26 protein-coding genes are annotated in these 25,109 nt (G+C 48.7%); 24 read left to right on the plus strand and 2 right to left on the minus strand.

Features of this window, described 5'->3' with window-relative positions; genetic code table 11:
* Positions 1–12: 12 nt before the first annotated feature.
* The 19 genes from panB (at position 13) to ACZ42E_RS00405 (ending at position 17,749) form a co-directional block, all read left to right on the plus strand.
* The gene (gene panB / locus ACZ42E_RS00315) at positions 13–843 is read left to right on the plus strand and encodes a 3-methyl-2-oxobutanoate hydroxymethyltransferase (RefSeq protein WP_464892482.1); all 831 of its coding nucleotides are present in this window, start codon (positions 13–15) and stop codon (positions 841–843) included.
* Between the two features lie 17 nt (positions 844–860).
* On the plus strand, positions 861–1,709 hold the full coding sequence (panC, locus tag ACZ42E_RS00320; protein ID WP_464892483.1) for a pantoate--beta-alanine ligase: 849 nt from the start codon (positions 861–863) through the stop codon (positions 1,707–1,709).
* A gap of 7 nt (positions 1,710–1,716) precedes the next feature.
* Complete coding sequence (gene panD, locus ACZ42E_RS00325) at positions 1,717–2,088, plus strand: aspartate 1-decarboxylase (RefSeq protein ID WP_464892484.1); 372 nt, start codon at positions 1,717–1,719, stop codon at positions 2,086–2,088.
* 14 nt (positions 2,089–2,102) lie between these two features.
* On the plus strand, positions 2,103–3,011 hold the full coding sequence (gene nadA, locus ACZ42E_RS00330) for a quinolinate synthase NadA (RefSeq protein WP_464892485.1): 909 nt from the start codon (positions 2,103–2,105) through the stop codon (positions 3,009–3,011).
* Positions 3,012–3,021: 10 nt separating this feature from the next.
* Entirely contained in the window at positions 3,022–4,623 is a 1,602-nt protein-coding gene (gene nadB / locus ACZ42E_RS00335; RefSeq protein ID WP_464892486.1) for an L-aspartate oxidase, read from the plus strand.
* Between the two features lie 19 nt (positions 4,624–4,642).
* Positions 4,643–5,473 (plus strand): carboxylating nicotinate-nucleotide diphosphorylase, encoded by an 831-nt coding sequence (nadC, locus tag ACZ42E_RS00340; RefSeq protein ID WP_464892487.1) that lies wholly within the window; start codon positions 4,643–4,645, stop codon positions 5,471–5,473.
* 182 nt (positions 5,474–5,655) lie between these two features.
* Positions 5,656–6,231 (plus strand): biotin transporter BioY, encoded by a 576-nt coding sequence (locus ACZ42E_RS00345; RefSeq protein WP_464892488.1) that lies wholly within the window; start codon positions 5,656–5,658, stop codon positions 6,229–6,231.
* 56 nt (positions 6,232–6,287) lie between these two features.
* Positions 6,288–7,247 carry a P1 family peptidase gene (locus ACZ42E_RS00350; RefSeq protein ID WP_464892489.1) on the plus strand — a complete coding sequence of 320 codons (960 nt, stop codon included), beginning with the start codon at positions 6,288–6,290 and terminating at the stop codon, positions 7,245–7,247.
* A 13-nt stretch (positions 7,248–7,260) separates the two neighbouring features.
* Positions 7,261–8,037 carry a type III pantothenate kinase gene (locus ACZ42E_RS00355; RefSeq protein WP_464892490.1) on the plus strand — a complete coding sequence of 259 codons (777 nt, stop codon included), beginning with the start codon at positions 7,261–7,263 and terminating at the stop codon, positions 8,035–8,037.
* Entirely contained in the window at positions 8,030–8,995 is a 966-nt protein-coding gene (gene dusB / locus ACZ42E_RS00360; protein WP_464892491.1) for a tRNA dihydrouridine synthase DusB, read from the plus strand. The genes ACZ42E_RS00355 and dusB overlap by 8 nt, the downstream gene beginning before the upstream one ends.
* A 163-nt stretch (positions 8,996–9,158) precedes the next feature.
* Complete coding sequence (locus ACZ42E_RS00365) at positions 9,159–9,695, plus strand: helix-turn-helix domain-containing protein (protein WP_464892492.1); 537 nt, start codon at positions 9,159–9,161, stop codon at positions 9,693–9,695.
* A 37-nt stretch (positions 9,696–9,732) separates the two neighbouring features.
* Positions 9,733–10,647: a quinate 5-dehydrogenase gene (locus ACZ42E_RS00370; protein ID WP_464892493.1), complete on the plus strand. Its 915-nt coding sequence runs from the start codon at positions 9,733–9,735 to the stop codon at positions 10,645–10,647.
* A complete protein-coding gene (locus tag ACZ42E_RS00375) occupies positions 10,640–11,536 on the plus strand; it encodes a hypothetical protein (protein ID WP_464892494.1) in 897 nt (298 codons plus the stop codon). Before ACZ42E_RS00370 ends, ACZ42E_RS00375 begins: the two co-directional genes overlap by 8 nt.
* A 95-nt stretch (positions 11,537–11,631) precedes the next feature.
* Positions 11,632–12,111, plus strand: coding sequence for a transcription elongation factor GreA (gene greA / locus ACZ42E_RS00380; RefSeq protein WP_464892495.1), 480 nt, complete (start codon positions 11,632–11,634; stop codon positions 12,109–12,111).
* 39 nt (positions 12,112–12,150) lie between these two features.
* A complete protein-coding gene (lysS, locus tag ACZ42E_RS00385; protein ID WP_464892496.1) occupies positions 12,151–13,650 on the plus strand; it encodes a lysine--tRNA ligase in 1,500 nt (499 codons plus the stop codon).
* A 114-nt stretch (positions 13,651–13,764) separates the two neighbouring features.
* The gene (locus ACZ42E_RS00390; RefSeq protein ID WP_464892497.1) at positions 13,765–13,944 is read left to right on the plus strand and encodes a hypothetical protein; all 180 of its coding nucleotides are present in this window, start codon (positions 13,765–13,767) and stop codon (positions 13,942–13,944) included.
* Between the two features lie 99 nt (positions 13,945–14,043).
* Positions 14,044–15,111, plus strand: coding sequence for a glycosyltransferase family 4 protein (locus ACZ42E_RS00395; RefSeq protein WP_464892498.1), 1,068 nt, complete (start codon positions 14,044–14,046; stop codon positions 15,109–15,111).
* 14 nt (positions 15,112–15,125) lie between these two features.
* Positions 15,126–16,214 (plus strand): LCP family protein, encoded by a 1,089-nt coding sequence (locus ACZ42E_RS00400; protein ID WP_464892499.1) that lies wholly within the window; start codon positions 15,126–15,128, stop codon positions 16,212–16,214.
* A gap of 83 nt (positions 16,215–16,297) precedes the next feature.
* Positions 16,298–17,749: an MBOAT family O-acyltransferase gene (locus tag ACZ42E_RS00405; protein WP_464892500.1), complete on the plus strand. Its 1,452-nt coding sequence runs from the start codon at positions 16,298–16,300 to the stop codon at positions 17,747–17,749.
* 140 nt (positions 17,750–17,889) lie between these two features.
* Here the strand turns inward: ACZ42E_RS00405 and ACZ42E_RS00410 are convergent, their stop codons facing one another.
* The gene (locus tag ACZ42E_RS00410) at positions 17,890–18,225 is read right to left on the minus strand and encodes a type II toxin-antitoxin system PemK/MazF family toxin (RefSeq protein WP_464892501.1); all 336 of its coding nucleotides are present in this window, start codon (positions 18,223–18,225) and stop codon (positions 17,890–17,892) included.
* On the minus strand, positions 18,225–18,464 hold the full coding sequence (locus ACZ42E_RS00415) for an AbrB/MazE/SpoVT family DNA-binding domain-containing protein (RefSeq protein ID WP_464892502.1): 240 nt from the start codon (positions 18,462–18,464) through the stop codon (positions 18,225–18,227). The genes ACZ42E_RS00410 and ACZ42E_RS00415 overlap by 1 nt, the downstream gene beginning before the upstream one ends.
* A gap of 170 nt (positions 18,465–18,634) precedes the next feature.
* On the opposite strand from ACZ42E_RS00415, the gene ACZ42E_RS00420 reads away from it, so the two are divergent.
* The 5 genes from ACZ42E_RS00420 (at position 18,635) to ACZ42E_RS00440 (ending at position 25,086) form a co-directional block, all read left to right on the plus strand.
* A complete protein-coding gene (locus ACZ42E_RS00420; RefSeq protein ID WP_464892503.1) occupies positions 18,635–19,699 on the plus strand; it encodes a hypothetical protein in 1,065 nt (354 codons plus the stop codon).
* 196 nt (positions 19,700–19,895) lie between these two features.
* On the plus strand, positions 19,896–20,159 hold the full coding sequence (hepT, locus tag ACZ42E_RS00425; RefSeq protein ID WP_464893542.1) for a type VII toxin-antitoxin system HepT family RNase toxin: 264 nt from the start codon (positions 19,896–19,898) through the stop codon (positions 20,157–20,159).
* A 23-nt stretch (positions 20,160–20,182) separates the two neighbouring features.
* Positions 20,183–20,593, plus strand: a complete 411-nt coding sequence (mntA, locus tag ACZ42E_RS00430) for a type VII toxin-antitoxin system MntA family adenylyltransferase antitoxin (protein ID WP_464892504.1) — start codon at positions 20,183–20,185, stop codon at positions 20,591–20,593.
* 224 nt (positions 20,594–20,817) lie between these two features.
* Entirely contained in the window at positions 20,818–23,262 is a 2,445-nt protein-coding gene (locus tag ACZ42E_RS00435; protein WP_464892505.1) for an N-acetylmuramoyl-L-alanine amidase, read from the plus strand.
* A 93-nt stretch (positions 23,263–23,355) separates the two neighbouring features.
* Entirely contained in the window at positions 23,356–25,086 is a 1,731-nt protein-coding gene (locus ACZ42E_RS00440; RefSeq protein WP_464893553.1) for a hypothetical protein, read from the plus strand.
* Positions 25,087–25,109: the final 23 nt, after the last annotated feature.

Genomic DNA, 25,109 nt, shown 5'->3' on the forward strand with positions numbered 1-25,109 from the left:
GAGCGGATAAGTATGGCAAGGATAACGACTTCTACCTTGAAGGCCAGGAAAGCGAGCGGAGAAAAGATAACCATGCTTACTGCCTATGATTATGCAACGGCAGCTATGGTGGATGAGGCAGGCATTGATATGATACTGGTAGGAGATTCGCTGGGGATGGTAGTTTTGGGATATGAGAACACCCTGGCGGTTACCATGGAGGATATACTTCATCATACCCGGGCAGTTACCCGGGCGGTTAAAAATGCCATGGTAGTAGGGGATATGCCTTTCCTTTCCTATCACATTTCCCGTGAGGAAGCGGTGCGCAATGCAGGACGGTTTATTCAGGAGGCAGGAGCGCATGCGGTCAAACTGGAGGGAGGAAAGGAAAGGGTAGATACGATAAAGGCTATTCTTGATGCGCAGATTCCGGTAATGGGGCATATAGGGCTTACTCCCCAGTCGGTTAACCAGCTGGGAGGGTTTAAGGTACAGGGGAAAGACCTGGAAACGGCCAAAAAATTGATTGCTGATGCCAAAGCCCTGGAAGAGGCAGGGGTATTTTCCATAGTCCTGGAATGTGTTCCCACACCCCTGGCCAAAAAGATTACCGAAGAAGTTTCGGTTCCTACCATAGGGATAGGAGCTGGCCCTTATTGTGATGGACAGGTTCTGGTCATAAATGACCTTTTAGGCATGTTTAAAGGACATATACCCAAGTTTGTGAAAAAATATGCTAATCTGGAGCCGATAATAGCAGAAGCTCTCAGGGCATATAAAGAAGAGGTACAAGCGGGAGTTTTTCCGGGAGAAGAACACAGTTTCAGCATGAATGATGATGTTTTAGAAAAACTATATTAAATAGATGGGGAAAAGGTATGAGGGTAATAGAAAGAGCAAGTGAAATGCAGACCTTGAGCTTAAACTATAAAAAAGAAGGCAAGGTAATCGGATTGGTTCCTACCATGGGTTATCTGCATGAAGGCCACATGGCTCTGGTAAGAAAGGCCAGGGCCATGTGCGACCTGGTTATCGTAAGCATTTTTGTAAACCCTATCCAGTTTGGACGGGGGGAAGATTTTGACATCTATCCCCGGGATCTGGAACGGGATTTAAAACTGCTTCTGGAGGAGGAAGTCGATTTTGTTTTCCATCCTTCCGTCGGGGAAATGTACCCTGAAGGGTACAGCACCTATGTAGAAGTGGAAGGGGAAATAACCTCCAAGATGTGCGGGGCTTCCCGCCCCGGGCATTTTAAGGGAGTAACCACGGTAGTAAGCAAGCTTTTCAATATCTGTCTTCCTGACTATGCCTTTTTTGGGCAGAAAGATGCCCAGCAGGTGACGATTATTGAAAAGATGGTAAGGGAGCTTAATTTTCCCATCAAGATAGTAAGGGTTCCCATAATACGGGAAGAAGATGGGCTGGCTATGAGTTCGCGCAATGTTTACCTGAATGAAAAGGAGCGGCAGGATGCCCTTGTCCTTTATAAGGCGCTGAAGCATGCCGAAAGCCTCATAGCAGCCGGGGAGAGGAATGTAAGCCTTATAAAGCAGGAAATGGAAAAGATGATAAAAACTGTTCCTTATGCGGTAATAGATTACATTGAAATAGCAAGGGCAGATGACTTATCATCTATTGAGAAGGTGGAAGGCAGGGTTCTTCTGGCTCTGGCCGTAAAGATAGGGAAGACCAGGCTTATCGACAACCTGTTGGTGGAGGTGTAGGTTAGAAATGTATCGCTATATGCTGAAATCCAAGATTCATCGGGCAGTAGTAACCGATGCTGACCTCAACTATGTAGGCAGCATAACGATAGATCCGATTTTGATGGAAGCAGCTGATATACTGCCTAATGAAAAAGTGGCGGTAGTAAATAATAATAATGGGGCCCGTTTTGAAACTTATGTTATAGAAGGGGAACGGGGATCAGGCACTATATGCCTGAATGGAGCGGCAGCCCGGCTGGTGCAGAAGGGGGATATAATAATCATCCTCACCTATGCGGTGGTTGATGACCGGGAATGCCGCGACTACAAGCCTAAACTGGTTTATGTAAATGAAAAGAACCAGATAGAAAAAGTATGTCTGGGGAGCTATGAATAGGAGGAAAAAACTTGATGTCAGGTGATCTTACAAGATATATAGCCGAGAGAAAAAAAGAATTGGGAGCACTTATCCTGGCTCACTACTATCAGCTTCCAGAAATACAGGAATGTGCGGATTTCGTGGGGGATTCCCTGCAGCTGGCCCGCAAAGCGGCCGAAACGGAGGCCAGGGTGATAGTGTGCTGCGGAGTCCACTTTATGGCAGAAAGTGCCAAGATATTGAATCCTGAAAAAACCGTACTCATTCCCGAAGTCAAAGCAGGCTGCCCCATGGCAGACATGGTAACCGCTGAGAAATTGCGGGAGAAAAAGGCTTTATATAATGATCCGTTTGTAGTGTGTTATGTAAATTCTTCAGCAGAAGTCAAGGCAGAAAGCGATATCTGCTGCACATCTTCCAATGCAGTGGAAGTGGTAAAATCGATACCGGAAGGAAAGGATATCATATTTGTCCCCGACCGCAACCTGGGGGCTTTTGTTTCCCGCCAGACGGGAAGGGAGCTTATCCTTTGGGAAGGTTGCTGTCCGGTACATGATGTGGTAACCTTAAAAGAGATAGAAGAGCAGAAAAAACTGCATCCGGAAGCAGAAATAGTGGTGCATCCGGAATGCCCGCCGGAAGTTACCGCCAGGGCTGATGCCGTGCGTTCAACAGCCGGCATACTGAAATATGTAAGGGAAAGCGATAAAAAAGAATTCATAATCGGCACCGAGGAAGGATTTTTATACACCTTAAAGAAGCACTGCCCGGATAAAAAGTTTTACCTGGCAAGGAATGAATTCACCTGTGCGGACATGAAGATGATAACCCTGGAAAAACTGGCTTTGGCCCTTGAAAAAATGCAGTATGAGGTTGAGGTGCCGGAAGATATACGGAAGAAGGCTTATCACGCCCTGGAAAAAATGATTGCCATAGGATAAAAGGTGGATTATGGAGATATCAAGATATATAGGAAGATGGGACAAAAATACACCCGTTATTAAAACGGACTTTCTGGTGATCGGCGGCGGGATAGCCGGGCTTTTTACCGCTTTGAAAGCTTCCCGCTACGGAGAGGTAACCGTACTTGTAAAGACCAGCCTGGATGAATCTAATACCGGTTTGGCGCAGGGGGGGATTGCAGCTGCAGTGCATGAAGAAGATTCCCCTTTTTTGCATTTAGAGGATACCCTGCAGGCAGGAGCCGGCCTCTGCAACATCGAAGCGGTCGATGTGCTGGTCAGGGAGGGGCCTTTGCGGGTAAGAGAGCTCATAGAAATGGGAGCCACCTTTGACATGAAAGACGGCGCCATTTCCCTGACCCGGGAGGGAGCTCACAGCAAGCCCCGCATTCTTCACGCGGCAGATGCGACCGGTGAAGAGATAAGAAGGGCACTGGTAAAGCGGTGTGAAGAAAATGCGGACATAAATATAAGGGAAAATGTTTTTCTCATCGATATTCTTGCCGATACTGAAAAAAGGGAAGCCTACGGGGCTCTGGTACATGACCTGAAAGAGGGAAAAGATTTTGTATACGCGGCCCGGGCGGTTATAATAGCCACCGGCGGGGCCGGACAGCTTTACAAATATACTACCAACCCCCCGGTAGCTACCGGAGACGGGATGGCGGCCGCTTTCAGAGCCGGCTGCAGCCTGTCTGACCTGGAGTTTATCCAGTTTCATCCTACCGTGCTGTTCAGCCACGATACCCAGCGCTTCCTCATATCAGAGGCGGTAAGGGGAGAAGGGGGAATTCTCTTTAACCATAAAGGGGAAGCCTTTATGGAAAAATACCACCCCCTGAAAGACCTGGCTCCGCGGGATGTGGTTTCCCGGGCCATATTGAGCGAGATGATGCAGGAAGGGACTGACTATGTATATCTTGATATGCGCTTTATACCTGGCGTAAAAGAGCGCTTCCCCAACATCTACCGCACGGTAAAAGAAAGGGGCATTGACCTTACCCGGGAGCGGGTGCCGGTTTCCCCGGCTGCCCATTATACCATGGGCGGCATACTTACCGATACCGGGGGGCAAACCGGGATATATGGGCTTTATGCCTGCGGGGAAGCGGCCTGCACCGGGGTGCACGGAGCCAACCGGCTGGCCAGCAACTCCCTTCTGGAAGGGATTGTTTTCGGGCAGAGGATAGTTGACAATGCCGAGGAAATTATGTACAGGCGGCAGATACATATAGGGGAAATAACGGAAGGCTGCCGGGAGGATCTGGTTTTCAGGCCGTCCAGAAGAGGGATTGAGCCTTATAAGGCCAGAAAAATCCTGCAGGATGTCATGTGGGAAAAAGTAGGGATAATAAGGAACGAGAAAGGGTTAAAAGAGGCCCACCGCAGGGTGGATGAACTGTACCGCAGCCTCACCAGAGGGGATAATATCATCGAATATTATGAAGTTATTAATATGCTGACCGTTGCCCATATAGTCATACTGGCTTCCCTGTGGCGCAAGGAAAGCCGGGGCGGCCACTACCGCACCGACTATCCGGAGCGGGATGATGTGAAATGGCTTAAGCATACCAGTTTTGTAAACTGCTGAAAGAGTAGGAGGAAGGGATTTGGAAAGCTTGTGGCTTAACGACTTGATAAAGAGGGCCCTTGAGGAAGATATAGGGCATGGGGACATAACTACCGAAAACCTGATTCCTCATGAACATCAATCCTGCGGTGAATTCATTGCCAAACAGGAAGGCGTTCTGGCCGGGATTGAAGTGGCCAGGGCTGTTTTCGCTTACCTGGATGGGAGCATAGCTTTTGAGGCTTTAAAGCAGGATGGGGACCTTCTTAAAAAAGGGGAAGTCATTGCGCGGGTGCGGGGACGGACCCGCAGCCTTTTGATGGGGGAAAGGCTGGCCCTAAATTTCCTGCAGAGGATGTCCGGCATAGCCAGCAAGACCTACCGCATGGCCCAGCTTGTCAAGCCTTATCCGGCTGTGCTGGTAGATACCCGCAAAACCACCCCGGGATTGAGATTTTTGGAGAAATATGCCGTATCGGTGGGCGGAGGACGCAATCACCGCTTCGGCCTGTATGATGGGGTGATGATAAAAGATAACCACATAAAGGCAGCCGGCGGCATCCGTTCGGCAGTGGAAAAGATACGGGACAAAGTTCCCCATACCATAAAAATAGAAGTAGAGGTGGAAAACCTGGAGCAGCTTGCGGAGGCTCTTGAGGCAGGGGCTGATATCATCCTCCTTGACAACATGAGCCTGGATATGATGAAAAAGGCGGTTGCAATGGCCAAAGGAAAAGCCCTCCTGGAAGCTTCCGGCGGCATCAATGAAGACAATATCCGGGAAATAGCCGCAACCGGTGTTGACTTCATATCCTCCGGCGCCCTGACCCACTCCGCCTCCAGCCTCGACATAAGCTTCAACCTTATTTAAATTGAAACAGGATGAAACAGGATGAAACAGGGGACGGTTCTCTGTTTCACTAAAGTGAAACAGAGAACCGTCCCCTGTTTCATCCTGTTTCATCCTGTTTCAACTGTTTCAGGCTGTTGACATAAATAAAATTTTTTGTTAACCTTTATAACGAATCATGTTAACAAAAAGGAGGCCTGGATATGACCATGTCAACGCGGGAGCTGGTTATGGCATCCCTTTTTACTGCCCTTATGTGTGTGGTGACGATTGTTGTGAGGACCTTGCAGCCGGTGGTGGTGATACCTTTCAGCCTGCAGCCGCTTGTCATGCTGCTGGCTGCCTGCGTTTTAAGCCCCCGGGGGGCTTTCTTGAGCATGCTGGCCTACCTGTTTCTGGGGCTTATCGGCATACCGGTTTTTTCATCCCCTCCTTATGGGGGGCCAGGATATGTGCTTATGCCCAGCTTCGGATTTATCCTGGCTTTTCCGCTGGCGGCCTATGTCCAGTCCCGGCTTGTAAGGAAGGCTAACCTGGCCAATTTTCTGGGAGCTGGCATTATAGCGGTAATTATCCTTTATCTTATCGGACTTCCCTATATGTATCTGGTCCTCAACTTTTACCTGGGCAAGGCGGCGGATGTGATGCAGGTGCTTAAACTGGGCTTTTTGCCTTTTATAGGCTTTGACCTGCTGAAAGTGGTAATAGCAGCCTTTTTGGCTGTTGAGCTGAGCAGGAGATTGGACCTGAAGCGAGAATTTAATAATATAGAAGGGTGAGCACAAAAAGGGGGAGAAAATCCCCCTTTAAAACTTTATTCCGGGGAGGGAAGAGGATGCCGTCCATTACGGATGTTGATGGGATTACGGTTGGTTCGGTGGAGGATATGGATGCCCTTACCGGCTGTACAGTCATCCTGACCGGCAGGGAAGGAGCTGTCTGCGGGGTTGATGTGCGGGGAGGGGGGCCGGGAACCAGGGAGACCGACCTTTTGTCACCCCTTAATATGGTGGAAAAGGTGCATGCGGTAGTTTTGGCAGGAGGGAGCGCCTTTGGCCTTGATGCAGCCTGCGGGGTCATGGATTACCTGGAGGAACAGGGAATAGGGCACAGGACAGCAGGTGGGGTAGTACCCATTGTGCCGGCTGCCGTCCTTTACGACCTGGGGGTGGGAAATCCCAAAAAGAGGCCGGATCGGGAAATGGGCTATCTGGCCTGCTGCCGGGCAGGAAAAGAAGTCAGGGAAGGCAACTATGGGGCCGGGGCAGGGGCAACGGTAGGCAAGCTGCGCGGCTATAATCATGCCACCAAAGGGGGCTTGGGAACCTTTTCCATAACCTTGAGCAGCGGATTTACCGTAGGGGCAATTGTGGCGGTAAATGCCTTTGGCGATGTTGTAGACCCGGAAACGGGGAAAATAGTTGCCGGCGTACGGGATGATGATGGTAAAATAATTGGTACCAGAAAAGCTTTTCAGGATTTGAGCGGGATGGATGTCCTGGCACCGGAAAATTTTTATACCAACACCACCATCGCTGTGGTAGCCTGCAACGGCAGGTTTAGCAAGGCCCAGCTTACCAAGATGGCAGGGATGGCTCACAATGGGCTGGCCAGGGTCATAAGCCCGGTGCATACCTACTGTGACGGGGATACGGTATTTGCCCTGGCGACCGGGCAAATGGAAGCGGATATTAATGTAGCTGGCTATCTGGCGGGAGAAGTCCTTTCCCGTGCCGTTTTAAGGGCGGTTTACGCTGCCAGAACGGCGGGAGGGATAAAATGCTGGCAAGACTAGAGGGGGGCTTTATATGATATTAGTCTTTGATATCGGCAATACCAATATGGTGATCGGGGTTTATGAAGGAGAAAAACTGATAACCCACTGGAGGCTCAGGACGGATACCCTGCGCACGGCTGATGAATACGGCATGCTTATCATGGCTCTTTTTGAACACAGCCACCTCAAGATGAGCGGAGTGAGCGCGGTAGTCATTTCTTCGGTGGTTCCCACCCTGATGCTGGAGATGGAAACCATGTGCCGCAAGTATTTTTCCTGCAAGCCTCTGGTAGTGGAACCGGGGATAAAGACCGGACTGGCCATAAAATATGAAAATCCGCGGGAAGTGGGAGCCGACCGGGTAGTAAACGCGGTGGCCGCTTTTCACAAATATGGAGGGCCGCTTATCATAATAGATTTTGGGACTGCCACCACCTTCTGTGCGGTAAGCGAAAAGGCCGAATACCTGGGCGGCGCTATTGCCCCGGGCATAAGGATATCCATGGAAGCCCTGGTGGCCAGGGCTGCCAAGCTGCCCCGGGTAGAGCTGGTTAAGCCGAAAAGCGTGATAGCCCGCAATACGGTGGCCAGCATGCAGGCCGGGATAATCTACGGCTTTGTCGGACAGGTAGAAGGGATTGTAAAGCGGATGAAAGCGGAGATGGATGGGAATCCTAAAGTTATAGCCACCGGCGGGCTGGCCGGGGTTATTGCCGGAGAAACCGACATGATTGATGTTATAGATGAATTTTTGACCCTGGAAGGGTTAAGGCTAATCTATGAACTTAACAGGGGGTATCATGCTTAGAATAGGCGATGTAGAGATAAAAAACCGGGTCGTGTCAGCCCCGCTGGCCGGATTTACAGACAAGGCTTTCCGCATAATAATAAAATCTTTCGGCTGCGGCCTGGTTTTTACAGAAATGATAAGCGATATGGGGCTTATCCATGAACAGGAAAAAACCCTCAAGCTGGCAGACATAAGCGGGGAAGAAAAGCCGATAGCAGTGCAGATTTTCGGATCGGAAGCGGAAGCCATGGTCAGGGCGGCGCAAAAAGTGGAGGCGATGGGAGCCGACATCATCGACATAAACATGGGGTGTCCGGCTCCCAAAATCGTGAAAAACCGGGAGGGGGCAGCCTTGATGCTTGACCTTCCCCGGGCCCGCAGCATAATAAGGGCGGTGGTAAATGCGGTTAAGGTGCCGGTAACGGTGAAGATGCGCAAAGGCTGGGATGACAGCAGCATAAACTACCTTGAGCTGGCAGCCATAGCAGAGGAGGAAGGGGCAAAGGCGATAACCCTGCATGCCCGCACCCGGATGCAGTTTTACTCCGGCAGGGCTGACTGGGAGAGTATAAAGACCCTTAAAAAAAATGTTTCGGTCCCGGTGATCGGAAATGGCGACATATGGACGGCAGAAGACGCGAAGCGGATGCTTGAGGAAACCGGCTGTGATGCGGTCATGATCGCCAGGGGGGCACTGGGCAATCCTTTTATATTCCGGGAAGCGGTTGCCTTGATAGAAGAAGGGAAGAAAATCCCTCCCCCGTCCCCGGAGGAAAAGATAGAAACAGCCAAAAAGCACCTGCAGCTGGCCTGCCTTTTCAAAGGGGAAGAGGTGGCGGTGCGCGAAATGAGAAAGCACCTGGCCTGTTATGTGAAGGGGATGAAAGGGGCAGCCAGAATAAGGGAAGAGATAAACCGCATTACAGAAAAAGAGGAACTGCTGAAATTCCTGGACACACTTCTGGCAAGGGCCTAAAAGGCCCTTTTTTTGCTTTGCTTGCCAACTGCTTTTTAAGGTGGTAAAATAACCACAAAAAACGATGAGCACAATTTTGTGCACAGGAACGGTTCTTAGAAACAGGAACAGTTCTTAAATCCCGAAGAACCGTCCCTGATTCCGGGCAAACGGAGGTGAAGGGGTGGATTTTTACCGGATTCAGGACAAGATAATAAGCTGGCAGAAGATCGAGAAGACCATCCGCAAGGCTCTGCTTATGCGCTCGCGCGGCATGTCGCAGCAGGAGGTGGCGGAAAGGATAGGGATAGACCGCACTTTCCTTTCCCGCATCGAGGGGCTGGGGGAGCTGCGCAAAGGCCAGTCCATTGCCTGTGTAGGCTTTCCCATCAAAAATAAGGAAGAGATTGCCGAACTGCTTAAAAAAGAAGGCGTTGACTATATATTCCTGATGACCGAACAGGAAAGGCAGGATTTTATCCAGAAAAAAAGCGGCCGCGAGCTGCTAAACGAAATCATGGAGCTTATTACCCGCTTTCGGACCTTTGATGTGGTTATATGCATAGGTTCTGATGAGCGGATAAAGCTTATCGAAGCTATTTTGACCGGCCAGCAGGTAATATCCCTGGAGATAGGGACATCACCTATCACCGAAGACAAGTGGGTGAATCCAGCCGAAATAGAAAAGATTCTGCGTATGCTCAAAGGGGTTAAACGCTGAAGGGTGGAAAACTAAAAACAGCGGGAGGCAAAACAGGATGAAGCATATTTTAAGCGTCAGTTTGGGTTCGTCCAAGCGCGACCATGCTTTTGAAACCGATTTTATGGGAGAAAAGTTTCATATTGAGAGGATAGGCACAGATGGGGATTTTGAAAAGGCGATAAGGCTTATTGAGGAGAATGACGGCAAGGTTGACGCTTTCGGCATGGGAGGGATTGACCTTTATGTCTATATTGCCGGCAAGCGGTACACGATAAGGGATGCCAAAAGGCTGGTGGCAGCTGCCAAAAAAACCCCCATGGTGGATGGAAGCGGCCTTAAAAATACCCTGGAGCGCAAGTGTATTCTGGAAGTGCACGAAAAGGGGATTGTTGACCTGAAGGGCAAGAATGTGCTCATGGTATGCGCTGTCGACCGTTTTGGCATGGCGGAAGCCTTTGAACAGGTAGGGGCCAAGCTTACCCTGGGGGATTTTATTTATACCGTCGGGCTGCCTATTCCCATGCACTCTTTGAAAACCCTGCGCATAGTGGGGAGCATCGCGGCGCCTATTATCGTAAAACTGCCTTTTGACAAAATTTATCCCACCGGGGATAAACAGGATGACATAATTCCCAGGTACTCTAAATATTATTATAAAGCAGATATAATTGCCGGCGATTTTCACTATATCCGCCGCTATCTGCCGGAAAAGCTCAACGGGCAGATAATAATAACCAATACTACTACCCGGGAAGACATGAAGCTTTTGAAAGAACGGGGCATAAGCAAGGTCATTACCACTACGCCGGATATGGGAGGCAGGTCTTTCGGCACCAATGTTATCGAGGCCCTGATGATAACCTTGATGAAAAAGCCTCTGGACCAGATTGCGCCGGAAGACTACCATGCTATGTTAAAGGAATTGGATTTGAAACCGGGGATAGTAGATCTGGAGAGGTTGGATGTTTAGACTGGATTTTGCCTTTTTCAGTTTGGAGGAAAAGGAAAAAAAGGGGCTGGCCGGGAGCAGTTTTCTGCTCAACAGGCTGACTCCCCTTTTTTTTTCTCCCCGCCTGGAAAAACTTTTTTATCTTCCTTATGTAGATAAAAAAGGATGTTTTGTAAAATTAAACCTGGGAAAAGGCAACTTTGAAAATTTATCCCTGCCCAAAAAAAAGGAAGCGCTGGCCAGGGCGCTAAAAATAATAAATGAATATGGGCTTAATATCCTGGCAGCTGACAGGAGATTCAAGGATAATCTGCTTTATTTATCCAAACATTTTGCTTTAACCTTTGGGGATAATTTTATAAAGGCCCTTGCGCTGGCCATGACCGAGAGGTATCTTGCGCAGAAAGAGGTAAAACGGCTGGTGATAGTAGGCAGGACCGACCATTTTCCGGAACTGGTGGAGGAATTCTTGCAGTACAGCCTGCCTCTTTCCCTGCAGAGCCTGTGCCCCCGGGAAGATGAGGTTATGGCCTACCGTTTTTTCTATGAAAAAGGCTATACCCTTTCAGCAAGCTATATCAACCCGGAAAGCTGGCAGGCAGGGGACCTTATAATCTTTTTCGGGTGTTCTTCCGCGCCCTTTATAGCGGAAAAACCTGATATTCATCGCCTGGAGTACCATGACTACAGTTTGCAGCTGCTTCCTGAGGCAAAAGAATTTATGCAGCAAAATGGCTGGCAGGTGCAAATGCATAACCTGGCACCTGTTCTGGAGGCCTGCTTCCTGAAGGAAGCAGGAATATACAGGGAAGGGGGAGAAAAATACAAAGAAGGCAAGCTTTTTACCCTGATTAAGGACTGGGGAGAGGGGATGGATTTGTGGGATATGTTTCTTGACAGCCAGGGATGAGGTTTATATAATACATTAAAGCAAAATTGTGATGGCGGGGAAAAGCGAGCAACAAGACTCGCTTTTATAAATTATTAAATGATGGGAGCGATTGGATGGCAGAGGGAAAAGAAGTTTTACTCACCAAGGAAGGCTTAAAGAAGCTGGAAGATGAGCTGGAATACCTCAAGTCCGTAAAAAGGGAAGAGGTAGCCGAGAGGATAAAACAGGCGATAGCTTTCGGAGATATATCTGAAAACTCGGAATATGAAGACGCCAAAAATGAACAGGCTTTTATCGAAGGCAGGATTGCCAGCCTGGAAAAAACCCTTAAAAATGCGCGCTTGATGGAAGACAGCGATGTGGCAGTGGATGTGGTAAGCCTGGGTTCCCGGGTAACTTTGCGGGAAGTGGAGCGGGGAAGAGAGATTACGGTTACCGTTGTTTCATCTGTGGAATCCAAGATAAGGGACGGCAAGATTTCCGATGAGTCTCCGGTAGGAAAGGCTATCATAGGCAAGAAAAAAGGGGATATCGTGGAAGTGGAAGCCCCGGCAGGCATCATAAAATATGAGATTCTTAATGTGGAAAGATAATACCCTGTCATAAAAAATTGGATTAAGGATGTGTTGGGTGTGGCAGAACACGAATTAAACCAGGGAGAAATACAGACAGAAGATATAAATGAACTTAAGAAAGTGAGATTGGAAAAGCTGAATGAGTTAAGAAGCCTGGGGATTGACCCTTTTGGCTTCCGTTTTGAACGGGATGCCCAGGCTTCTCTCATCAAGAATAACTACAGCGATTACGAAGGGAAAAAGGTAAAGATAGCCGGCCGCGTCATGTCCAAAAGGCTGCACGGCAAGGCTGGTTTTGCCAACCTGCAGGACATGAGCGGGGTTATTCAGCTCTACTTCCGCCAGGATGATGTAGGGGAAGAAAAATACGAGATTTTCAAAAAGATGGACATTGGCGACATCATCGGGGTGGAAGGGGAAGTTTTCACCACCAAAAAAGGGGAAATAAGCATCCATGTGCGCGAATTTGTTTACCTGGCCAAGTCTTTGAATCCCCTGCCGGAAAAGTGGCACGGGCTCAAAGATGTGGAGCTGAGGTACCGCCAGCGCTATGTGGATTTAATCGTAAACCCGGAAGTAAAAGAGGTATTTATAAAGCGGAGCCAGATAATAAAGGAAATCCGCCGTTATCTGGATGAGCGGGGATTTTTGGAAGTAGAAACCCCCATGATGCATCCGATTGCGGGAGGAGCAGCCGCCAGGCCTTTCATAACCTATCACAACGCCCTGGATATGCAGCTCTACCTGCGCATAGCACCCGAGCTTTACTTAAAGCGCCTTATCGTGGGCGGACTGGAAAAGGTATATGAGATTAACCGCAACTTCCGCAATGAAGGGATATCTACCAAGCACAACCCGGAATTCACCATGCTGGAACTCTACCAGGCCTATGCCGACTATACCGACATGATGAACCTGACGGAAGATTTGATATCTACCGTCATGTACAAGGTAAACGGCACCATGATAGCCGAGTTTGAGGGGCACAGGATAGACTTTACCCCTCCGTGGAACCGGATGACCATGCTGGAGGCCATTCAGAAATATGCCGGGGTAGATTTCAACCAGGTGAAAACCGATGAAGAAGCCAGAAAAGTGGCAGAAGAGCTTAAGCTCAAAGTAGAGCCCAATGCTACCCGCGGAGAAATAATCAACGAAGTGTTTGAAGCTTTTGTGGAAGATAAGCTTATCCAGCCCACTTTCATCTACGGGCATCCTGTTGAGATATCGCCGCTGGCCAAGAGGAACCGGGAAAATCCCGAATTTACCGACCGCTTTGAAGTATTTATAATGGCCAGGGAGATTGCCAATGCGTTCTCTGAGCTCAATGACCCCATTGACCAGAAGGAACGCTTCCTTAAACAGATGGAAAAACGGGCCAAAGGCGATGATGAGGCCCACATGATGGATGAAGACTACATCAATGCCCTGGAGTACGGCATGCCGCCTACCGGGGGACTGGGAATAGGGATTGACCGGCTGGTAATGCTCATGACCGGTTCGCCTTCCATAAGGGATGTTATCCTGTTCCCGACCTTGCGGCCGCGCAAGGAATAAATGAAGACAAAACAGGATGGGAGAATGTTCTTCCCATCCTATTTTTTTATGCCGCAGGCAGAAAGGATTGTGCTATATTAATTATCGGATAACCTGTCGGGAAGGTGGGACGGCATGGCAAGGAAAAAGCCGCGCGCAGGGTTCCTTTTTTACCTGGGGATTATCGTGTTTTTCTACTTCAGCTTCGATCTGGCCTTAAATGAATATCCCTTAAAAATTTCCTTTTTAAGGGGGCTCCTGGCTTTGGCCGGCCTTCTGCTTCCCCTGGCTGGGAAAATGAGGGAAAAAGGCTAAAAAAATTGCCACCCCTGGCTCTTTCCCCCATATAGACAAGCTTTATGCTTAGTGCTAGAATTAGTCTAGTATTTTATGCATTCAGGAGATGTGAATACCATGTTTAATGATATATATATATTAGTCATCATACTGGCTTTTATAGTCTCTTTTGCTATGGTGCCTTTAAGCATGAAGCTGGCTTTTGTTGTGGGGGCTGTAGATAACCCCAATCCCCGCAAGGTGCACTCCCGCACCATGCCCCGTCTGGGGGGACTGGGGCTTTTTGCCGCCTTTATGGCAGGAATGCTCCTTGCGCCTGATTTGGCTTACCCTTTCCGGGGTATAATATATGGAGGAATAATCATTTTTACAGTAGGCATACTGGATGACATCTACAAACTTTCTGCCTGGCTGAAGCTCATGGGGCAGATAGCAGCCGCTGCTGCAGCTGTCTACTGCGGCATAACGGTAAGCTTTGTTACCAACCCGTTTGACGGACTTTTAAACCTGGGGATATTGGGCATACCGGTAACCCTCCTCTGGATAATCGGGGTTACCAATGCCATAAACCTTATTGACGGGCTGGATGGGCTGGCCGGAGGGGTATCCCTTATCGCTGCGGCTACCCTGGGGGCTATTGCCCTGATAAAAGGGAATATGCCGGTGTTTTACGCTTCTTTCCTGCTGGTAGGCGCTATATCAGGATTTCTTCCCTATAACTTTCACCCGGCGCGTACCTTCATGGGAGACGGAGGCTCCAATTTCCTGGGGTTTGTGCTGTCCTGCCTGGCGGTTACCGGGACAGCCAAAGGGGCGACGGCTATTTCCCTGTTTTTGCCGATTGTAATTCTGGGCATCCCCATATTTGACACCTTTTTTGCCATCATAAGGCGGATGAACCGGGGGGTTCCCATATTCAAGCCGGACAAGGACCACCTGCACCACAGGCTGCTGGCTTTGGGGCTCAGCCACCGGGGGTGCGTCCTGGTTATATACGGCATAAGCGCTGTTTTTGCTGTGGTAGCCGTATTTTTGAGCCTTACCAGCAGCCCCAAGGCTTTATGGTTCCTGGGTGCCTTTCTTGTGCTGGTAGTTATAGCTGCTGACCGCATAGGCTTGTTTAAAGGGGATGTCAAAATCGAGACTTCGTTTAACCAGGGAGAAGTTAACCGTTTTAACGGATGAGGGGAAGAGGAGATATGGGTAGAATAAAAGGATATATGATTCTTTTTCTGGCCGCCGGGCTTGTTTTCGGCAGTTTTTTCAGTGCCGGGGCCTGGCTTACCAAATGGATCAATTCCCGGGGAGGGGAAGAAAACCTTATAGAAGAAGATACCGGAGGCGAGCGGGTCAACATCCTGGTTCTGGGGATTGACAAAAGGCCGGGAGAGACTAATGCCCGTTCCGATACCATGATGCTGGTTTCCATCGATCCGGAGCTGGATAAAGCGGTCATACTTTCCATACCGCGCGATACCAGGGTGGAAATAAAGGGAAGCCCGGTTGACAAAATATGCGCCGCCAACATGGTAGGCGGGCCTTCCTATGCGGTAAGGACGGTGGAAAAGCTTTTAGGGGTAGATATAGACTACTATGTGGCAGTTGACTTCAACGGTTTCAAGGAAATCATCGATACCCTGGGCGGGGTTACCATAGATGTGCCCCAGCGCATGTATAAGCCGAGCGAGGATATCAACCTGTATCCAGGGCTGCAGAGGCTAAACGGGCGGCAGGCCCTGGCTTTTGTCCGCTACCGGGGCTATATCCAGGGGGATATTGCCCGCACCGAAATGCAGCAGAAATTTATCCGCGCCCTGGCCGATGAGATATTAAAACCGAAGACGATAGCCAAATTGCCTGCCCTTGTCAAACAGGCCAACAAATATGTGGAAACCGATATGGGCATAACGGATATGTTAAGGATTGCCAGCTGGGCTCCCGGCTTTACGGCCGATTCCATCATCACCCAGACCCTGCCGGGGTACTTTTATGATGAGTACAACAGCTATGGGGTAATGGTGGCCAGCTACTGGATTCCGGACAAAAAGCTGATAGGCGGCATCCTGGACAGGCTTTTTGCCGGGGAAACCATGGCCGTGGTGAGCGAACCGCCGGCCGGGTTCTACACTTCAGCCGGCAAGGTGGCCAGCCGCCCGGATAAAATTAAAAAGGATTCACCGGAAGAACAGAGGAAAAATCTGCCCAGCCCGGGACACAGTGCCGGTGCTGCTGGCGGCCCTTATTCCTCCTATACCCCGCAGTTCACCGGCAGCGACGGCTATCTATAAAAGGTGAAACGCGGGGACGGTTCTCTGTTTCATTTTGAAACAGAGAACCGTCCCTGTGTTTCAGGAAGGGAGAGAATGTTTAGGTGCTTTTCAACTCTTATGTATATATATTTGCATTTTTACCGGCAGCTTTTGCCGGATATTTTTTGCTGGCCAGAAGGCATGAGAACGGGGCCAAACTGTGGCTGGTTCTGGCTTCCCTCTTTTTCTACAGCTACTGGAACATAAAATACCTGCCCCTTATCCTGCTTTCCCTGGGGGTAAACTATGCCCTGGGAAGGAAAATAGGGGAGATGGCGGAAAGGGATAAAGGAAAGGCCCGCTTTTTCCTCCTGGCAGGGCTTTTTTTTAACATCGGCCTTTTAGGCTACTACAAGTATGCCGATTTTTTTATAGGCAATATAAACTATCTCCTTAAAACCGGCATCTCTCTTCTGAACATCGCGCTTCCCCTGGCCATAAGCTTTTTTACTTTCCAGCAGATTGCCTATATCGTTGACGCTTACCGGGGAGAAGCCAGGGAGTACGACCTTTTGAACTATGCCCTTTTTATAACCTTTTTTCCCCAGCTCATAGCTGGCCCTATCGTGCACCACAGGGAGATGATGCCCCAGTTCCGGGACAGGGGAAACCAGCGTATAAAATATGAAAATATGGCCAGGGGGCTTTTCATATTCAGCATCGGCCTTTTCAAGAAAGTGATGGTGGCCGACACCTTTGCCTACTGGGCTAACTGGGGGTTTGACGGGATATCCCGTCTCACCTTTTTTGAAGCCTGGGTTACTTCCCTTTCCTATACCTTCCAGCTCTACTTTGACTTCAGCGGCTATACCGATATGGCTATCGGAGCGGCGCTCTTTTTCAACATAAAACTGCCCCTGAACTTCAATTCACCGTATAAGGCGCTTAATATCCAGGATTTCTGGCGAAGGTGGCATATGACCCTTAGCCGCTTTTTGCGGGACTACATCTATATCCCACTGGGGGGAAACCGGCGGGGGGAGCTTATAACCTGCCGCAACCTGATGGCAACCTTCCTTATCGGCGGGCTGTGGCACGGAGCCGGCTGGAATTTTGTCTTCTGGGGTTTTCTGCACGGGCTGGCTTTAATCATCCACCGGCTCTGGAAAAAAACCGGCATAAAAATGCCCCGTTTTCTGGCCTGGCTTATAACCTTCAACTTTGTCAATGCCGCCTGGGTATTTTTCCGGGCTAAAACCTGGGAGGATGCCTTAAAGGTCTTAAAAGGCATGCTGGGCCTGAACGGGGTAGTCCTTCCTGCCAACCTGGAAGGGAAAATAGCCCTGCTGGATAAACTGCCCTACCCCTACGGCAGCTTTACCCTGCAGAATACCATGGAAGCAGTTGTATATATAATCCTTGCCCTTGTCGCTGTCCTGGCCTGCCGCAATTCAGTGGAGCTGAAGGACAGCTTCCGGCCTGGCCTTATTTATGCAGTGGCAATAGGCTTTCTAGCCTTTGTAAGCATCATCCACCTTACCAATGTCACCCAGTTCCTCTACTTCAACTTCTGAACAGCGAAACAGAGCGAGCGAAACAGGGAACGCGGCGAAACAGGGGACGGAAACAGGGGACGGTTCTCTGTTTCACTTTAGTGAAACAGAGAACCGTCCCCTGTTTCGCTGAGAACCGTCCCCTGTTTCGCTTCCCTGTTTCACCCTTCCATAAATCCGGTTATAATATCCAGCACTTCTTCCAGGATGTCCGGGGGGATTTTTTCGACAAAGGAAGCATTGCGGGCATTGATATCCAGAGATTTAATCTGTTCACACATGATAACCCCGGTTGTTTTGGTGCGGTTGTCCAGGGGAACATGAAGGGGAAAGCCTTTTTTGGTGTTAGTTATGGGACAGACCAGAGCCAGATGGGTAAACTGGTTGAAAATTTTATTGCTGACAACCAGAGCAGGCCTTCTGCCTTTTTGCTCGTGGCCTGTTTGGGGGTTAAAGTCCAGTATTATTATATCCCCCTGTTCTGCTGTATAGTTCATTACCACACCTCATTCCCCTGGGGCTTTCCGGTGTCCCACTCCTGACACTGATAGTCCCCCTGATATTCTGCTATCCTTTCCTGCAGGGTCTTATGCTTTTTTACCGGGGCTATAAATAATCCGCCGTCTTTGACTTTAATCTCTACCTGATCATTTTCCTTGAGCCCCACTTCTTTAAGGATAGATTTTGGTATCCGTATTCCCTGGCTGTTACCCCATTTTTGGATACTGGTAAACATGTGGCCACCTCTTTTGAAAAACTTGTATATACTAAATATATACACTGGGCTTTTCGATGTCAATTAAACTGAAAGCATTATTTTTGGCTTTTATTTGCTATATGGCTTTATATGCATTATTATATGGATGGCTGCCGTTATATGTTCTGCAAGGAGGAGTCAGTTTATTTATGTCATATAAATCCTGGTTTTTCAGCACCCTGTTTCTTATCCTTTTTTCCCTGCTCCTTATAGGGGCTTTTAACTGGTATATCGACCCGCACTGGTGTTTTTCCCCTGACCATAAATACAACCAGGTGCAGGTGGCCTATGATGAAAGGGCGCAGAAGACCAATTATGTGACTTTCCGCCCCTTTTCCTATGATGCCCTGCTCCTGGGAAGCAGCCGGGTTACCTACATAAACCAGCATGACTTCAGGGGGCTTAAGGTTTACAACTATGCGGTGAGCAACATGCTGCCGGAAGAATATTATGACTATATAGAGTATGCCAAAAAGCGAAACGGGAGGGATTTTGACTGTATCATAATAGGCCTTGACTTCTGGACCACCAACCGGAACAAGGAGCTTCCCTCTCCCATAAAGGAGCCCCGTTTTTATATAGGAAAGGCCAGAAGCTTTAACTACCGCTACAAGGTGCTTTTTTCCTACGACACCTGCAAGCTGGCCCTCAAAAACTTCAGGGCTTCCCGGGGAGGGATCCCGATGGAGTATTTTTATGACCGGCACAATGTAAAGCACCTGCTGCCGCTTGCGAAAGAAGAAAGGGATAAAAAAATAGACAATGCCCTTTCTATTTACCGGGATAAGCTGTACCGGGATTATGAATATGTTTCATATAAAGGGCTTTTTGAAAAGCTTAAAAAGGCTAACCCCCATACCAGGTTTATAGTTTTTACCACCCCGGAATCCCTGCCCCTCATGCAGCTTCTGGCTGAAGAAGGCCTCATGCCCTACTATGAGAGGTGGCTTAAAGAAAATGTGGAGGTTTTCGGGGAGGTTTACCACTTCATGTATCCCAATCCGGTAACTTTAAACCTCGACAACTACTATGACGCAAGCCATTTTTACCCGCATGTGGGGACTTTTATCGCCTGCAGGATAATGGGGATAGAGGATAAAAACATGCCAGGCGGTTTCGGGATAGTGCTCGGCCGGAACAATGTAGATAGTAAGATAGAAAAAATGAAGGCAGAAATCCTTTCCGCGGGTGAGGAAAAAGGGAGAGGGGAATAAAATAATTGTAATAATATATTTATAGGGAAGGGAATGTTTGGAGTGGTAAAACCGGAGGTTATCAAAAAAAGGCTGGAAAAGGTGTATGTTTGCCTTACTAAACTTCAGAGGTAACGGCACCTTTCTCTGGAGGAATTTTTGGCCGATGATGTGGCACAGGATGTGGTGGAATATAATTTAATTTAATGCCATAAATATAATGACAGATATTGCCGTGTACATAGTGGCAGATGAGAATCTGGGGAGCCCGGACAGCATGTACAGGGCATTTGAAATTCTGCACAGGGAAGGGTATATATCAAAAAATGACCTGGTTATTTATAAGAATATGGTAGGCTTTCGCAATATCCTGGCTCATGAATATATAAACCTGGATAAAAAAATTGTCTGTGATGTAATGAATGGCAGCCTGAAGGATTTTGAGAGGTTTATCGCGCTTGTCCACCGTAATTTTCTATAATTCCCGGGAAAAGAGATGGTTTTATGGATAAAAAAATGATTATAGAAAATATAACCGAATATCTGAAAAATAGGCCGGATATACTTTTTGCCTATATTTTTGGCTCTTTTATAGAAAAGGAGAAGTATAACGATCTGGATATAGCTGTCTTTCTGGCGGATGGGAAAATAGAAAGCATGGAATACCTTACCCTTAAGCGGGAGCTTACGGATATAGCAGGCATAGAAGCAGATGTAGCCATATTAAACGGGGCTTCTCCCCTTTTAAGAATAGAAGTCATAAGAAATGGGCTGCTCGTCTGGGAACGGGATAGGGATTGCCGGATAAGCTTCCTTAAAAAAGCAGTTTTTGAGTATGAAGATATGAAAATATACTATGAAATGAGCTACCGCAGCCTTATTGAAAAGATAGAAAAAAACCTGCGCCAAACATAAGAAGCTGCGGGACACCTATCTTTCAGGTTTTTGCAGGCTGCTGCCCTGAGGGCAGCTGCTTTATTTTTATCAGGGTAAAAGTGAAAGGAAAAGCCTTTTTCCCGCTTATAATATTTATAGAAACATTTTGCCGAAAAGGGAAGGATATAGCCTTCAAGGTGTCGAAAAAGAGAAACCAAGCCAGTAAGTAGAAAAAATGTAAAACTAAAGAGGGGAGAGATAACTTGAGATTCAGCCTTAATCGCAGCCTGCATAAGATACATATTCTTCTGGCCTTATTCCTCTTCATCAGTGCCAGCCTGCTGGTTTTCGCGCTTCCCTGCCCTGCCCTGGCCGGAAAGGCTAAAGTAAAGGATAGCGTGGTAAATATACGCTCCGGGCCGGGAACAAGCTACGACATCATCGGCAATGTCTACAAGGATACGGAAGTGGAAACCGGACAAACCTTAAACGGCTGGACCGAAGTCCAGTTTAAGAATATAAGCGGCTGGATAAAGAGCGACCTTCTGGCTTTCACCTCCAGCCAGCCTGCTTTAAGCTTTAAGGTTACTGCTGGCAGCGCCAACCTGAGGACCGGCCCCGGGACGAACTACAGCCTGGCCGGACAGGCTTTAAAAGGCGAGGTGTTTCCCATACTGGAAGAGCTTGACGGATGGTACAGGATAAGGGATAAAAACGGGAATACCGCCTATATCGCATCTTTCCTGGGGGAAAAAATAGCTGGAACTGAAAAAGCTGAAAACCCGGCATCCGGCAGCCCTTCCCCTTCTGCGGGGAATACCGGAAGCCTGCCCCCTATCCGGGTATACCTGGACGGAAGGCAGCTTGCGTTTGATGTGGAGCCTGTAATCGACAGCGGTCGCACCCTGGTTCCCCTGCGCGCTATCTTTGAAGCCATGGGGGCCAGAGTTGACTGGCAGCCGTCTACCCGGACGGTTACAGCCATCCGGGGGAACACCACGGTTGTCATGAAAATAGGTTCCACCCAGCCTACCGTAAACGGCAAAATCGTAAATCTGGATGTGCCGGCGAAAATTGTAAAAAACCGCACCCTGGTACCCTTACGCTTTGTGGGGGAAGCTTTCGGGGGAAAGGTAGAATGGGATGCAGCTGCCCGGACGGTAAGGATTACATCCCCTCCGGCAGAAAACACAGCTTCCGGCCCTCCCCCCTATATCAGGACCACTTCCCTCACCAACCTGCGCACCGGGGCTGGTACAGGCTTTAGCGTGGCAGAACAGGCAGCAGCCGGGGAAGTAATGCCAGTTATCGCTTCCCGGGACGGCTGGTATCAGGTGAGCCGGGGAGGAAGAACCCTGTGGGTGGCTTCCTGGGTAGTGGAACCGGTATGGGAAGCTGCAAACGGGAATAATCCCGCGTCTGGCAGGGAAGAAAGCCCGGAAAACACGGATGTCATAAGCCAGCCGGACAGCGGCGCCATCAGCCAGCCGGATAAGCCGGAAGCTTTAAAAGATAATGAAGTTAAGCTCTCCCGCTTCCTTGATGCTACCGGGATAACCGTAAAAATAGAAACCAGCAGGAGGGTTGAGCCGCTTATAGAAAAGAGCGGCAACAACCTTACCTATACCTTTCCGGACATGGAACTTAAAGGCCTTAATTACATAAAGGAAAAAATCGGCTATGAGCTTCTGGAAGCAAAAGGGGTTAATGAAAACAACCAGGCGGTTATCAGGGTTACCATCCCCTACGGGGTGGAATACCGCACCTATGCCGAAAATGACGGAAAGGCGCAGGTTATAAAAATCCCCAACTTCATAATGTGGGTGGAGAAGAAAGAATTCGGCACCTACGGGGAACGGCTCCTTATAACTACCCTTACCCCTGCTGAATATACCAGGCAGATAAGCGGGGACAGGATAGAAATAAAGATGAAGGATGTAATCCTGGGAAGGGCCCAAAAAGAATATACATTCAGCGGAAAAGTGATAGAAAAGGCAGCCTTCAGCGAAGAGAGCGGCGGCACAACCGCTGTGATTTACACGAGCGGCATAGGGGGCTCCAGCACCGGAAGGAGCGGGGACGGCAGCATACTTGCCGTGATGATTGCCGGCAGGGACCAGGTGCCGCAGCGCAACCAGAACCTCATCGTCATTGACCCCGGACACGGGGGGAAAGAAACCGGTGCCATAAGTGCAAACGGCTATATGGAAAAAATACCTAACTTGGAAATAGCTCTGGAAGCAGGCCGCATATTGAGGAGCAGGGGCTACCAGGTGGAATTTACCCGCACTGATGACAGCTTTGTAAGCCTGGAAGAGCGGGCAGCCATGGCCAATGCCCTTAATGCCGCAGTGTTTGTGAGCATCCACAACAACTCCAGCACCAACCGGGCTGCTTCCGGGACGGAGACTTATTTCTATGCCCCATCTGACCGCCCTCATCTCTTCATCCAGAAGGATGAGCGGGAAGATCTGGCTACCTTTGTCCAGAATTCCCTGGTAAGGTACCTGGGTCGTCCCAACCGGGGGGTAAAACAGGCCAACTTTTCTGTTTTGCGCAATACCAACATGCCGTCTATCCTCTGCGAGGTAGCCTTTATAAGCAATCCGGAAGAAGAGATGCTGCTTGGAAGCGACGACTTCAAAAGGCGCGCGGGGGAAGCCATAGCGGAAGGGGTAGACCAGTACATGAGGTCGAGAAGAAGGTAAGGGGTAAAAATAAATAAAAAGGCGCTTAGTATGATTCCCATGGGGAGGTGAAAGGACTCTCCCCATGGCGGACTTGAGCAAGGAGGATTTTTAGTGGGAAAAGGAAAGAAGAGAGGGGAAGGAATTTTTATACAGCAGGATATGATAGAGATGGCTATGCTTCCAGAAGAGGCAGCATCCTACCGGGAGGAAGCGGCTGTTTTGCTGATGGAAAAAGGGGATTTGAAAGCGGTCTGGGAGAAGATAAAACCTAACCTGGAAGATGAAAGCCTGCGCCCCCGGCCCTTCTCCTTTGCTCTGGCTGCTTTTATTATGAGAAGCTGGAGAAGAGAAAAAGAAAAGGAAAAATATCTGCAGACAGCTGTATTTGACCTTCTTCGATTTGCCAAAGAAAACCCGCAGATAGACAGGATGGAAGAGGATAACAAGGTATGGCTGTTTGCTGTTAAAGCTGTGCTGCTCATTCTGGCTGTCCTGGAAGACGAAGAAAGGCACAGGGATATATATGAGCTATCCGGCAGCCTTTCCCGGCTGCTTCCCCATTTTGAATTGCTGGATTATTTCAGGGCAACAGCCCTTTTCAATACCGGAAAGTATGCGCAAGCAGCCAGGGCTTTCAAAAAACTGGCAGCAGGAGATGATATTTTTAATTCTTTGCCCCAGGTAGTAGAAATGATAGGGCAGGGGGTTATCAAACCTTTTAAGATGAGATACCTGCCGGATATTTTCGATGTTCATTATAGAGAGATGCTAATGAAATATATAAAAAATCCGCTGTTAAATGCCAGGTTTTTAGATGACGGAACTTTCCGCATTCTGCTTCTGGCTTTCCTTTTCGAGCCTGATTCCCGGATAAAAGAGGCCAGGAAAGAAATATTGAAAAACCTTAAATATACTCCCCATCCCTGGGCCCAGGAGTTTTATGGGCTAATTCAGAGCCAGAAGGGTTTAAGCCAGATGCTGGCTCCGGTTTTAAAAGAGATAGAAGAAGAATATAAGATATTTCCGTGTAAAGGCAGCTGGCCTCCTGCTGCCCTTACTCCCAGGCTGGTTGCCCTTATTCCCCATATAAAAGGAAAGTATCCCGGCATAGCTCAGGATTTGGAAAAAATGCAAGAATTCCTGCTGTTCCTGGAAGAAGACGGCGCCTCCTTTTCCCTTTTGGAAGAATTTTCTTTGTTTATATTAGAAGAACTTATAGATATTACCCGTGAAACAGGCAGGAAAAACCGGAAACTGGAAGAGCTTTATCGCGATTATTATGACTATGATCCAGCAAGCGTATTCCCTGATTTTAAACTTTACGGCCCTCAAGGGGAAGATGGCGAAGTTTCATATGGAATGATTTTTTCCATGCGGGAAGAGGGAAGAAGGCAGGTGGAAGACAGGTTTTTAACCGGCAGGATAACTGTAAAAAAAATCTACCGCAATATGCCCTATGAGTGGACAAGGACAGCCTGCATCCTGAATGAGCTGCCGGTTAAAGGGAGAAGGGAAGAGAGGCAGAAAGACCTGGAAAACCTGCTTGCCAGCGAAGAAGGCCTGGACAGGGTTTTAAAGAAACTGGACGCCAATGAGAAAAAAATCCTGAAGCTGCTTCTGGAAAGCGGCTGCCTGATGCCTGTTCTGGATTTGGAAAAAGGATACGGCTACAGCACCTGCGGGGATTCCTACGCGGAAGAAAACATACCTTCTATTTCGCCTCTGGGGCGGCTGTGGCTAAAAGGGCTTATAGCCATAGGCAGGGACAAAGGGAAGCTTTATCCAGCCAAAATCGCAGTTATCCCGGAAGATTTGCGGGAAAGGCTCAAGGGGCGTTTGTAGATGTTAAGGGAGGAAAGCAGAGT

This window comes from Thermosyntropha tengcongensis (assembly GCF_055381335.1).